Origin of the sequence: Pseudomonas sp. NY15374 (genome assembly GCF_048068255.1) — a bacterium.
Lineage (GTDB): Bacteria > Pseudomonadota > Gammaproteobacteria > Pseudomonadales > Pseudomonadaceae > Aquipseudomonas > Aquipseudomonas machongensis.
In genome coordinates this window covers 1-12,386 of record NZ_JBLUPZ010000007.1, presented here as the reverse complement: position 1 = coordinate 12,386, position 12,386 = coordinate 1, and the positions used below count along the sequence as shown (strand labels likewise).

Sequence of the window (12,386 nt, the reverse complement as noted above, 5' to 3'; positions counted from 1 at the left end):
GGCCTGGCTGACTGGACCTCCTGGTCCGCAGCACCGAAGCTACAGCGAAGCACTTCCAGGGAGGAATGCACGATGCGGCAACAGGGAGTAACACTGATACAAATGATGAGCGTACTGGCCATGGTCGCGCTTCTGACACAGCTCGCGGCACCGGCCTACGCCAACTTGACCGAAGACCTTCGCCAGGCCGCAGCCGCCCGCGACCTGGCACAGAGCCTGCGAAGCGCACGTGGCGACGCATTGCTGCAGAACCGGAGCGTTGTGGTGCAACCACTGGAGGGGGATTGGGGGAAGGGTTGGCAAACAGTGCTGGAAGGCAACCAACAACTGCTGCGCGAACATCGGCTGGGCCGACCCATGAGGATCGCTGCCAACCTGGAAAAACTGAGGTTCAGTGGCCTGGGTGTCCCGCTGCGCGACAATGGCGCATTTTCCGGCGGCACCTTGCAGATCTGCCAACGTGCGCAGGGCAGCAGTCAGCATCGGGTCGTTGTCGCACCTAGCGGGCGAGTCAGCCTGCGCAGCGGGGCGAGCGAAGCGCCGCGCTGCGCAGGCCCCTGATCAGATCAGCGAGCGAACCCGCAGCTCCTTGGGCATCGAGAAGGTGATGTTCTCTTCACGCCCATCGAGCTCCTCAGCGCCCGTAGCGCCCCAGGCCTTGAGCTGCTCGATCACCCCACGCACCAGCACCTCGGGCGCAGAAGCGCCTGCAGTGATGCCGATGCGCTGGACGCCGTCGAACCAGGCACGCTGCAGGTCTTCGGCACCGTCGATCAGGTAGGCCGGCGTGCTCATGCGTTCGGCCAGTTCGCGCAGACGGTTGGAGTTGGAGCTGTTCGGGCTGCCGACCACCAGCACCACATCACACTCATCGGCCAGTTGCTTGACCGCATCCTGACGGTTCTGGGTGGCGTAGCAGATATCGTCCTTGCGCGGACCACCAATATTCGGGAAACGTGCACGCAGGGCATCGATGACGCGACTGGTGTCGTCCATCGACAGCGTGGTCTGGGTGACGAACGCCAGGTGGTCAGGATCGCGGACCTGCAGGGTGGCGACATCCTTTTCGTCCTCGACGAGGTAGATGGCGCCGCCATTGCTGGCGTCATACTGGCCCATGGTGCCTTCGACTTCCGGGTGTCCGGCATGGCCGATGAGAATGCATTCACGGCCATCACGGCTGTACTTGGCCACCTCGATGTGCACCTTGGTCACCAGCGGACAGGTGGCGTCGAACACCTTCAGGCCACGACCGGCCGCTTCCTGGCGCACGGCTTGCGAGACGCCGTGGGCACTGAAGATGACGATCACATCGTCCGGGACCTGATCCAGCTCTTCGACGAAGATCGCGCCGCGGTTGCGCAGGTCCTCGACGACGAACTTGTTGTGCACCACTTCGTGGCGCACGTAGATCGGCGGCCCGAAAACTTCCAGGGCACGGTTGACGATTTCGATCGCCCGGTCCACACCCGCGCAGAAGCCACGCGGGTTGGCGAGTTTGATTTGCATGCTCGGCTCCAGGCTCACAGCGCCTTCACATCGAGGATCTTGACCTCGAAGTTCAGGGTCTTGCCAGCCAGCGGATGGTTGAAGTCAATGGTCACCTGGTTGTCATCGAAGGCTTTCACCACACCCGGAAGCTCGGTGTTGGCGGCGTCGTTGAAGATCACCAGCAGGCCCTCTGACAGCTCCATGCCGTCGAACTGCGAACGGGGCATCACCTGCACGTTCTGCGGGTTGGGCTGACCGAAGGCGTTCTCAGGGGCAATGGTCAGCTTGCGCTCGTCGCCGGCCTTGAAGCCGAACAGTGCAGTCTCGAAGCCCGGCAGCAGGTTGCCATCGCCGACCTTGAACACGGCGGGTGCCTTGTCGAAGGTGCTGTCGACGGTGTCGCCGTTTTCCAGATGCAGCGCGAAGTGCAGGGTGACTTCGGTGTTCTGGCCGATACGGGTCTCAGTCATGGACCGGCTCCTCGCTTTTCTTGCTCTTGAACATGTCCAGCGCCAGCATCACCGCTCCGACGGTAATCGCACTGTCGGCCAGGTTGAAGGCCGGGAAGTAGTGGGTGTTGCGCCAGTGGACGAGGATGAAGTCGACCACATGCCCCAGCACGACGCGGTCCCACAGGTTGCCCATGGCACCACCCAGCACCAGGGCCAGCGCGACCGCCAGCCAGGTCTCGTTGCGCCCCAGGCGCTTGAGCCAGACCACCAGCACGGCGCTGACCACCACGGCGATCAGGGCGAACAACCAGCGCTGCCAGCCCGAGCTGTCGGCCAGGAAACTGAAGGCCGCGCCCGTGTTGTAGGCCAAGGTCCAGCTGAAGTAGTCGGGAATGACCACGATCTGCTGGTACATGGTCAGGGCGTTGTCGAAATACAGCTTGGTGGCCTGGTCGAGGACCAGGACCACCAGGCTCAGCCAGAGCCAGGCAAGGCGCCCGAAGCGCCCCGCTGCAGGATTAGGCATAGTGGCGCACCTCACCGTTGCCGCTGATGTTGTCGACGCAGCGAGCGCAGATCTCCGGGTGTTCCGGATGGCTGCCGACGTCGGCGCGGAAGTGCCAGCAACGGCCGCACTTGGCATGGCCGGACTTGACCACTTTCAGCTTGAGGCCTTCGACTTCGGTTGTCACCGCCTCGGCCGGCGCCTGGACGAACGGCACCACGCTGGCGGCAGAGGTGATCAGCACGAAGCGCAACTCGTCGCCCAGCTTGGCCAGGTCGGCGCTCAGGCCTTCCTCGGCGAAGAGCGTGACTTCGGCTTGCAGGTTGCCACCGATGACCTTGGCCACGCGCTGGTTCTCCAGCTCCTTGTTGACCGCCGCCTTGACCGCCATGATGCGGTCCCAGTAGGCGCGATCCAGCTCGCTGTCCTGTGGCAGCTCGCTCAGGCCCTGGTACCAGGTGTTGAGCATGACCGACTCGTTGCGCTCGCCCGGCAGGTACTGCCAGATCTCGTCGGCGGTGAAGGCCAGGATCGGCGCGATCCAGCGCACCAGCGCCTCGCTGATGTGGTACAGCGCGGTCTGGCAGGAGCGGCGCGCAACGCTGTTGGCACCGGTGGTGTACTGGCGGTCCTTGATGATGTCGAGGTAGAAGCCGCCCAGCTCCTGCACGCAGAAGTTGTGCACCTTGGAGTAGACGTTCCAGAACCGGTACTCGGCGTAGTTCTCTTCGAGCTCACGCTGCAGCAGCAGGGTGCGATCGACCGCCCAGCGGTCCAGAGCCAGCATGTCTTCGGCCGGCAACAGGTCGCGCGCCGGATCGAAGCCGGACAGGTTGGAGAGCAGGAAGCGCGCGGTGTTGCGGATACGCCGGTAGGCGTCGGCGCTGCGCTGCAGGATCTGCTCGGAAACGGCCATCTCGCCGGAGTAATCGGTGGCGGAAACCCACAGGCGCAGGATGTCGGCGCCCAGGGTGTTGTTGACCTTTTCCGGCTCGATGGTGTTACCCAGCGACTTGGACATCTTGCGGCCGTTCTCGTCCACGGTGAAACCGTGGGTCAGCAGCTCGCGGTACGGCGCGTGGCCGTCGATGGCGCAACCGGTCAGCAGGGAGGAGTGGAACCAGCCGCGGTGCTGGTCGGAGCCTTCCAGGTACAGGTCGGCGCGCGGGCCGGTGGTATGGCCGATGTCGTGCGAGCCACGCAGCACGTGCCAGTGAGTGGTACCGGAGTCGAACCAGACGTCGAGGGTGTCGGCAATCTTGTCGTACTGGCCGGCCTCGTCACCCAGCAGCTCCTTGGCGTCGAGCTTGAACCAGGCCTCGATGCCTTGTTTCTCGACGCGCTTGGCCACTTCTTCCATCAGCTCGACGGTGCGAGGGTGCAGCTCGCCGGTCTGTTTGTCGAGGAAGAACGGGATAGGTACGCCCCAGTTGCGCTGACGCGAGATGCACCAGTCAGGACGGTTGGCGATCATCGCGTGCAGGCGAGCCTGGCCCCAGGACGGCACGAACTTGGTGTCTTCGATGGCCTTGAGCGCACGCTCACGCAGGTTTTCACCGTTGTTGGGCTGCTTGTCCATGCCAACGAACCACTGTGCGGTGGCGCGGTAGATCAACGGGGTCTTGTGGCGCCAGCAGTGCATGTAGCTGTGGCTGATGGTTTCGGTGTGCAGCAGCGCACCGACTTCCTGCAGCTTCTCGACGATGGCCGGATTGGCCTTCCAGATGAACTGGCCACCGAAGAACTCCAGCGATGGCGCGTACACGCCGTTGCTCTGCACGGGCGTGAGAATGTCGTCGTTGACCATGCCGTAGCGCTTGCAGGTGACGAAGTCGTCCTCACCGTAGGCCGGCGCGGAGTGGACCACGCCAGTACCGGCGCCCAGCTCGACGTACTCGGCCAGGTAGATGGGCGACAGGCGCTCGTAGAACGGGTGGCGGAAATTGATCAGTTCCAGCGCCTTGCCTGGCGCGGTGGCCACTACCGAGCCTTCCAGCGCGTAACGCTTCAGGCACGACTCGACCAGTTCTTCGGCCAGCACCAGCAGGCGCTCGCCGGTATCGACCAGGGCGTAGTTGAAGTCCGGGTGGATGTTCAGCGCCTGGTTGGCCGGAATGGTCCAGGGGGTGGTGGTCCAGATCACGATCGCGGCAGGCTTGTTCAGCGAAGCCAGGCCGAAGGCGGCGGCCAGTTTGTCCTGGTCGGCGATCGGGAAGGCGACATCGATGGTCTGGGATTTCTTGTCGGCGTACTCGACCTCGGCCTCGGCCAGGGCCGAACCGCAATCGAAGCACCAGTTCACCGGCTTGAGGCCCTTGAACACGTAGCCTTGCTTGACCATCTCGGCCAGGGCGCGGATCTCGCCAGCTTCGTTGGCGAAGTCCATGGTCTTGTAGGGATTGTCCCAGTCACCCAGCACGCCCAGGCGGATGAATTCGCTCTTCTGCCCTTCGATCTGCTCGGCGGCGTAGGCGCGGCACAACTCGCGGGTCTGGTCGGGCGTCAGGTGCTTGCCATGGGTGACCTCGACCTTGTGCTCGATCGGCAGGCCATGGCAGTCCCAGCCCGGCACGTAGGGCGCGTCGAAGCCCGACAAGGTCTTGGACCGGACGATCATGTCCTTGAGGATCTTGTTCAGCGCGTGACCGATGTGGATTTTGCCGTTGGCATAGGGCGGGCCGTCGTGCAGGACGAACTTCGGACGATCCTTGCCAATCTCGCGCAACTTCCGGTACAGGCCAATGCTGTCCCAGCGCTGCAGGATCTGCGGTTCGCGCTGAGGCAGGCCGGCCTTCATGGGGAAGGCGGTGTCCGGAAGGTTAAGCGTGGCTTTGTAGTCGGTCATTTCAGGCTCTTGGTTAGCGGTTGAGCGTGCCAGTGGGCACGTGCGGCGGCGATGTCCGCGTCGATCGCCGACTTCAGCGCCTCCAGGGAGGCGAATCGCTGCTCCTCGCGCAGCTTGTGGTGGAACTCCACTGTCAGACGCCGGCCATAGAGGTCGCCGGTGTAGTCCAGGAGATGGATTTCCAGGTGGGGACGCCCATCACCCTTGACGGTGGGACGAACCCCGATGTTGCCGACACCCGGCCAAGGCGTGCCGTCGATCTCGATGCTGGTCAGGTAGACCCCGGACAGCGGCACGCGACGGCGCTTGAGCTGGATGTTGGCGGTGGGCGTGCCGAGCTGACGGGCCAGTTTCTGGCCGTGCAGCACGCGCCCGGTAATGCGATACGGACGGCCCAGCAAGTGCTCGGCCAGCTCGAAGTCGGCTTCGGCCAGGGCCTTGCGCACTTCGGTGCTGCTGACGCGCAGGCCGTCCTGGATCACGGTGTTGGCCGCCTCGACGGTGAAACCGTACTGCTGGCCGGCCTGGACCAGGAAGTCGAAGTCGCCGGCACGATCGCAGCCGAAGCGGAAGTCGTCGCCGACTTCCAGGTGACGCACGCCCAGGCCATCGACCAGCACCGCCTTGACGAACTGATCGGCGCTGAGCTGGCTAAGGCGCTGGTTGAAGGCCAGGCACAACACCAGGTCGATGCCTTCGTCGGCCAGCAGCTCGACCTTGTCGCGCAGACGCGCCAGCCGGGCCGGCGCAGTGTCCGGGGCGAAATATTCCCGCGGCTGCGGCTCGAAGATCACCACGCAGGTGGGCAGGCCCAGCTCCTGGCCGCGCTCACGCAGGCGCGCCAGGATGGCCTGGTGGCCCCGGTGAACCCCGTCGAAGTTGCCAATGGTGGCGACACAGCCCCGGTGCTCGGGGCGCAGGTTGTGAAGACCTCGAACCAGCTGCATAACGCGCTTCTTGCTCATAAAGTGGCCGATTATAACCACACCGGGGCGCTGGTGACAGGCAGCAGTGCCACTGTGGGCCGTGGAATGCGAAAAACCGACGCCTGGCCCTGCCCCGACCTCAATGCAGCGCCTTGCGGACAAAGTGACGAGGGCGGAAACCGCACAGGAACAGGCACCCGAAGTAGGTCACCACACCCGCGCCGATCAATGCGCCGAGGCGCAGGAAACGCTCGAGCATGTTGCCCTGCTCCCAGGCTGGCATGAAGTGCATGCCCAGCAGCAGCACGCCAGACATCAGCGCCACCGCCAGTACCAGCTTTAGCAGGAACACCATCCAGCCGGCCTGGGGCTGGAACAGGCCTTGGCTGCGCAGCTTCCAGAACAGCAACCCGGCGTTGAGGCAGGCCCCCAGGCTGATGGCCAGGGCCAGACCTGCATGTTGCAGCGGGCCGATCAGGGCGAGGTTGAACAATTGCGTGCAGACCAGGGTGAAGATGGCGATCTTCACCGGCGTACGGATGTTCTGCTGCGCGTAGAAGCCAGGCGCAAGCACCTTGACCAGGATGATCGCCAGCAGACCGACCGAATAGGCGATCAGTGCGCGCTGGGTCATGGCGGCATCGGTGGCGGTGAACTTGCCGTACTGGAACAGCGCCACGGTCAGCGGCTCGGCGAGGATCGCCAGGGCCAGGGTGCAAGGCAGCACCAGCAGGAAGCACAGGCGCAGGCCCCAGTCGAGGATCCGCGAATACTCTTCACGATCCTTGTTGGCGTAAGTCTTGGCCAGGGTCGGCAGAAGAATGGTGCCCAAGGCTACGCCCAGCACACCGGAAGGAAGCTCCATCAAACGGTCGGCGTAGTACATCCAGGAAACCGAACCGGCCACCAGGAAGGAGGCGAAGATGGTGTTGATGATCAGCGAGATCTGGCTCACCGACACCCCGAGGATCGCCGGCAGCATCTGCTTGAGCACGCGCCATACCCCGGTATCGCGCAGGTTCAGCCGTGGCAGCACGAGCATGCCGATCTTCTTCAAGGCTGGCAGCTGGTACAGCAGCTGGGCAAGCCCCCCCGCCAGCACGCCCCAGGCCAGGGCCATGATCGGCGGGTCGAAATAGGGGGTGAGGAACACGGCGAAGGCGATCATCGCAACGTTCAGCAGGGTCGGCGTAAAGGCCGGCACCGAGAAGCGGTTCCAGGTGTTGAGGATCGCCCCGACCAGCGACGACAGGGATATCAGCAATATATAAGGAAACGTCACCCGCAACAGTGCGGTGGTGAGTTCGTATTTCTCGGCACTGTCGACAAAGCCGGGGGCCGTGACCCACACCACCCAGGGCGCGGCGAGTATGCCCAGGGCAGTGACCAGAGCCAGGACCAGCGTGAGCAGGCCACTGACATAGGCAATGAAAGTACGCGTGGCCTCCTCGCCCTGCTGGGTCTTGTATTCGGCAAGAATCGGCACGAAGGCTTGGGAAAACGCGCCCTCGGCGAAGATACGCCGCAGCAGGTTGGGCAGTTTGAAGGCAATGAAGAAGGCGTCGGTGGCGATGCCGGCGCCGAAGACCCGCGCCAGAATGGTGTCGCGAACGAAACCCAGCACCCGCGAAATCATGGTGATGGAGCTGACTGCAGCCAGGGATTTGAGCAGGTTCATCGAAAAGTTTTACGCCTGGGACTTGAGAGCGCTGCCAGATGACGCCCGGATGTGCGATAATCCCGCTTCTTTGCAGGGGTGCCAAAAACTCCCGAGTTTACAGGTCGTTGCGTAGAAAGGAATCTCTCCTTCCGCGCACACATGCCACTCGGCAGATCCTTGCAACTGGCCTTGACATCCGTCCGACTCATCGGCATGATTCGCGGCCTTATTTGTTTGCTATTTACCCAAAAGTCTTTCGAGGAGCTCGACGGTGGCCAACACACCTTCCGCCAAGAAACGTGCAAAACAGGCTGAGAAGCGTCGCAGCCACAACGCCAGCCTGCGTTCCATGGTCCGTACCTACATCAAGAACGTAGTCAAGGCCATCGACGCTAAAGACGCCGAAAAAGCGCAAGCTGCTTACACTCTGGCTGTGCCTGTAATCGACCGCATGGCCGATAAAGGCATCATCCACAAGAATAAAGCTGCTCGCCACAAAGGCCGTCTGAATGGCCACATCAAGGCGCTGAAAGAAGCTGCAGCTGCCTAAGCGACGCGCTTTAACAAAAACCGACCCTAGGGTCGGTTTTTTGTTGCCTGCGATTTAGCTGGCCATCGACAGGCAACCCAGAAGTCCGGGCCGCGATAAGCGGCCCTGGACTCATTGCTACTTGCCCACCGGGATCTTCGGCGCCCACTGCAACCAGGCATCATCCGGTTTATCGAACAAGGCAAAGGTCTGCTGCGGCCGCGCGGGATTGCCCATCTGCTCGCCATCCGGCGTTGCAAAGGCGATCCCTCCATCGATGAGGGTTTCCAGCGATTCGGTCCGCACCGTGGCCCCCTTGAACAGCCCCCAGTCAAAGCCGAAACCGCTGCTGTTCCAGAAGCGGCTGCCGCCCCGCACCAAGGCGGCATAACGTGGCTCGATCAGAATGTGGATCAACACCCGATCCGCACTCTGCCCCAGTTCGTAGCCCATGACCTTGCCAACCTGTACTTCACGGTAGGTGACTGGTACACCCGGCTTTATCGAACCACGACGTGAGGCGCTCAACGTCAGCGGCAGACCGACTTCCTGACCAACCACCTCCGGCGCTTCGGGCAGGGCGATGAAATCCCGCTGCGGGCCCTGGCTCTTCAATGCCGGCTGTACCTCCAGGTACTGACCGCCGATCAGGGTATCCAGGTTCTCTGTGCGCACCAGCCCGAATGCCGGCTTCACCACCCAGAATTGCGTGCCTGCCCGGGCAATGCGGTCCGCAGCATCGGTGATCCGCGCGCGCAGCAGCACAGCCTGCAGGTCGGAGGTCAGGTCGACGCTTTCAATGCTGCCTACGTCGAGGCCACGGAAGCGGATCGGCGTACCGGGCTTGAGACCATCGGCACGCTCCACACGGATGGTCACGAGAGTGCCGGCACGGTTGGCTGCCTCCTCGTTCTCCAGCAGGCGGAAACGTGGAATGTGTCGTTTGAGCGGCACGTTCTGCTGCGGCGTGTCGAAAGCGATGCCACCGGCCATCAGGGTCTGCAACGACTCACTCTTGATCTTGATCCCCGACAGGCCGCCGGTGAGCGTGATGCCACTGGCATTCCAGAAGCGCGTCGAACCGTTCACCAGACCGGCATACTCTTTCTCGATATGGACACCAATCAGGATACGCTTGCTGTTGCGTGCGAACTGGTAGCTCTGCACGCTACCGACCTTGACCTGGCGATAGGTTACCGGACTACCTACCTCGAGCGAGCCGAGCGTGTCAGCGAACAACACCAGGTGCAGGCCCGGCGCCTTGAGATCGAGCGGTGGCGCCTTGGCTCTGGCCTCGAACTCACGCTGCGGTCGCGCGCCTTTCTCACCCGGACGAATGGCGATGTAGTTACCCTTTACCAGCGCCTCCAGGCCGGTGATGCCCGCCAATGAAATGGACGGTTTGACCACCCAGAACTGGGTACCTTCCACCAGGTAGTCTTCGGCCAGCGGGTCCAGCGTGAGCTCGGCCATGGCGCCATCGAGGCCATCATCGATCTTCAGCGTTTTCATGGAGCCCACCTGGATACCCTTGTACATCACCGGGGTACGTCCAGCCTGCAGGCCTTCGTAATCTGTCAGGTGCACCTTGATGCGGATACCAGCCTGAGCTGCCTCGAAGTCCTCATAGAGACGGAACGGAAGGCTCGGATCGGTGGGCGGGCTGTCCTTGCGATGCTCTGGAGTAGCGAAGGCGATGCCCCCAGCCACGATGCTCGACAGCGATTCACTGCGCACCTTGACGCCCGACAGATTGGCATCAATGCTGATGCCGCTGGCATTCCAGAAACGCGTGTGTTTGCGCACCAGACCAGCGTATTCAGGTTCGATGAACAGCTTGATCTCGACCGTTCCATGGTCGTCTGACAGGCGATAGCTTTTTACCTTGCCCACCTGGATCTGCTTGTAGAACACCGGGCTCTCACGATTGAGCGAGCCCAGGCGCTCGGCCTTGAGCGTCAGGTGCAGGCCGGGCTCCTTGTCAGAAAGCGGTGGCGCCTCGGCCAGTGCGGTGAAGCGACGGGTAGGTTCGCCCTGCCCTGGATCAACGGCGATGTAGTTGCCGGAAACCAGTGTCTCCAGCCCGGAGATCCCAGCCAGGCTGACGCTCGGCTTGACCAGCCAGAAGCGCGTGCCTTTATTCATGTGCGGCTCGGCCGTCTTGTTCATCTCGATGGTGGCGATCACACCCGTATTGCTGCCCTCGGCATCCAGCACCAGGCTGGTAACCTTGCCCACCGACATACCCTTGTAGATCACCTCGGTCTTGTTGGCGACGATACCCTCGCCGGTTTCGAAACGAACCTGAATCTCCACGCCAGCGTCACGATAGGCCTGCCAGGCAAGCCAGCCCCCGATCATCAGGGCGATCAGCGGCAGAATCCAGATGGCCGACCAGTTCGAGGCTGGGCGTGTTTTGGCCGTTGGCAAGTCACTCATGGTCGTCGTCCGACTCCGTGTTATCCCAGATCAGTCGGGGATCGAAAGTTAAAGCAGCAAGCATCGTCAGGATCACCACACTGGCAAAGGCGACGGCGCCCAGGTTGGCTTCGACACTGGCGATGCGACCGAAATTCACCACCGCCACCAGAATGGCGATGACGAAGATGTCGAGCATCGACCAGCGACCGATGAATTCGATAAAGCGGTACATCAGGATCCGCTGCCGGGCCGAGAGCGGCTGATGACGCTGCACCGAGTAAAGCAGCAGGCCAATGCCCACCAGCTTGAAGGTCGGCACCAGAATACTGGCAATGAATACCACCGCGGCAATAGGCAGCATGCCGTGCTTCATCAGGGTGATGACCCCGGACATGATGGTGTCCGGGCTGCCCTGGCCCAAGGTGCTGACGGTCATGATCGGCAGCAGGTTGGCCGGGATGTACAGGATCATCGCAGTGACGAGCAGCGCCCAGGTGCGCACGATACTGTTGGGGCGACGCGCATGCACGATGGCACCACAACGAGTGCAGGCCTGCGAGTCGCTGCCCGGCGCCTGGCGATTGAGCTCGTGACACTCGTTGCAGACCAGGATACCGGCATCAATCGCCCGCATGGGTATCCTCCCCGGAGAGCGCTACCCATATCTGATGCGGCGACATCACCACCTCCAGCCAGACCTGCACCAGCAACAGGCTGATAAAGCAGAACAAACCGAGCCCGACGGTCAGTTGCGCCAGGTCGACCAGCTTGACGATCGCTACCAGCACGCCCATGAAGTACACCTCGAGCATCCCCCACTCCCGCAGGTGATGATAGATGCGATAGAACAACAGGCCATGACCACGACCGATATTCAGGCGAATGCTCAGCAGTACCAGGAGTTGGCACAGCAGCTTGAGCAACGGAATAGCCATGCTGCACAGGAACACCACAATGGCGACGCCACGCATTTCAGAGTTGTACAGGCCCAGAACACCACTCCACACCGTGTCGTCAGCGGTCTGGCCGAGCAGGTGCAGTTGCATGATAGGCAGGAAATTGGCCGGGATATAAAGAAACAGCGCGGTCAGCACCAGCGCGAGGCTGCGATTGACGACATTGTAACGATGCGCATAGAGCTCGTAGCCACAGCGCGGACACTGGGCTTTCTCGCCATGCTGCAGCACCGGCTTGCGCAGCAGCAGGTCACACTCGTGACAAGCCACGAGGTCTTCCAACGGCAGGCTGGCCAGCGCTTCGGGATCGGCAGGGTTGGACATAGGGAGTTCTGATAGGAAAGTCGGCTCTATTCTAGTGTTCAGACTCGAAATGTGGGAGATGGTGCTTTGCAAAGGCGGTTACGAATGGTGTCGGCCACCTGCTTGCTCTCGGCAGCGAATGCTGCCCGCTCTTGACCGCGGAAAAGACAAAACCCCTACCTGCTCGCGCAGATAGGGGTTTTGCGAAATGAATCTTGACGATGACCTACTCTCACATGGGGAAACCCCACACTACCATCGGCGATGCATCGTTTCACTGCTGAGTTCGGGATGGGAT

General features: G+C 62.3%; 11 protein-coding genes and 1 rRNA gene. 2 read left to right on the top strand and 10 right to left on the bottom strand.

Going from position 1 to position 12,386, the window contains the following annotated elements:
* Nucleotides 1–72: 72 nt before the first annotated feature.
* Complete coding sequence (locus tag ACNFHO_RS15570) at nucleotides 73–561, top strand: GspH/FimT family pseudopilin (RefSeq protein WP_112897288.1); 489 nt, start codon at nucleotides 73–75, stop codon at nucleotides 559–561.
* On the opposite strand, the gene ispH is transcribed toward ACNFHO_RS15570, so the two are convergent.
* The 6 genes from ispH to murJ form a co-directional block, all read right to left on the bottom strand.
* The gene (ispH, locus tag ACNFHO_RS15565; RefSeq protein WP_063542800.1) at nucleotides 562–1,509 is read right to left on the bottom strand and encodes a 4-hydroxy-3-methylbut-2-enyl diphosphate reductase; all 948 of its coding nucleotides are present in this window, start codon (nucleotides 1,507–1,509) and stop codon (nucleotides 562–564) included.
* A 14-nt stretch (nucleotides 1,510–1,523) separates the two neighbouring features.
* The gene (locus tag ACNFHO_RS15560; RefSeq protein WP_065863423.1) at nucleotides 1,524–1,961 is read right to left on the bottom strand and encodes an FKBP-type peptidyl-prolyl cis-trans isomerase; all 438 of its coding nucleotides are present in this window, start codon (nucleotides 1,959–1,961) and stop codon (nucleotides 1,524–1,526) included.
* Nucleotides 1,954–2,469: a signal peptidase II gene (lspA, locus tag ACNFHO_RS15555; RefSeq protein WP_416766806.1), complete on the bottom strand. Its 516-nt coding sequence runs from the start codon at nucleotides 2,467–2,469 to the stop codon at nucleotides 1,954–1,956. Before lspA ends, ACNFHO_RS15560 begins: the two co-directional genes overlap by 8 nt.
* On the bottom strand, nucleotides 2,462–5,293 hold the full coding sequence (gene ileS / locus ACNFHO_RS15550; RefSeq protein ID WP_151926493.1) for an isoleucine--tRNA ligase: 2,832 nt from the start codon (nucleotides 5,291–5,293) through the stop codon (nucleotides 2,462–2,464). The genes lspA and ileS overlap by 8 nt, the downstream gene beginning before the upstream one ends.
* Nucleotides 5,290–6,240 carry a bifunctional riboflavin kinase/FAD synthetase gene (ribF, locus tag ACNFHO_RS15545; protein ID WP_416766805.1) on the bottom strand — a complete coding sequence of 317 codons (951 nt, stop codon included), beginning with the start codon at nucleotides 6,238–6,240 and terminating at the stop codon, nucleotides 5,290–5,292. The genes ileS and ribF overlap by 4 nt, the downstream gene beginning before the upstream one ends.
* Nucleotides 6,241–6,358: 118 nt before the next feature.
* Nucleotides 6,359–7,897: a murein biosynthesis integral membrane protein MurJ gene (murJ, locus tag ACNFHO_RS15540; protein WP_054895094.1), complete on the bottom strand. Its 1,539-nt coding sequence runs from the start codon at nucleotides 7,895–7,897 to the stop codon at nucleotides 6,359–6,361.
* A gap of 253 nt (nucleotides 7,898–8,150) precedes the next feature.
* Between murJ and rpsT the strand changes: the two genes are divergently transcribed.
* Nucleotides 8,151–8,429, top strand: coding sequence for a 30S ribosomal protein S20 (gene rpsT / locus ACNFHO_RS15535; RefSeq protein ID WP_029614579.1), 279 nt, complete (start codon nucleotides 8,151–8,153; stop codon nucleotides 8,427–8,429).
* 117 nt (nucleotides 8,430–8,546) lie between these two features.
* Here rpsT and ACNFHO_RS15530 read toward each other — a convergent pair whose 3' ends face one another.
* The 4 genes from ACNFHO_RS15530 to rrf form a co-directional block, all read right to left on the bottom strand.
* Nucleotides 8,547–10,847 (bottom strand): MlaD family protein, encoded by a 2,301-nt coding sequence (locus tag ACNFHO_RS15530; protein ID WP_416766804.1) that lies wholly within the window; start codon nucleotides 10,845–10,847, stop codon nucleotides 8,547–8,549.
* Complete coding sequence (locus ACNFHO_RS15525) at nucleotides 10,840–11,463, bottom strand: paraquat-inducible protein A (RefSeq protein WP_063542792.1); 624 nt, start codon at nucleotides 11,461–11,463, stop codon at nucleotides 10,840–10,842. Before ACNFHO_RS15525 ends, ACNFHO_RS15530 begins: the two co-directional genes overlap by 8 nt.
* A complete protein-coding gene (locus ACNFHO_RS15520) occupies nucleotides 11,450–12,109 on the bottom strand; it encodes a paraquat-inducible protein A (RefSeq protein WP_063542790.1) in 660 nt (219 codons plus the stop codon). Before ACNFHO_RS15520 ends, ACNFHO_RS15525 begins: the two co-directional genes overlap by 14 nt.
* A gap of 192 nt (nucleotides 12,110–12,301) precedes the next feature.
* Nucleotides 12,302–12,386, bottom strand: a 5S ribosomal RNA gene (gene rrf, locus ACNFHO_RS15515); the annotation flags it as partial.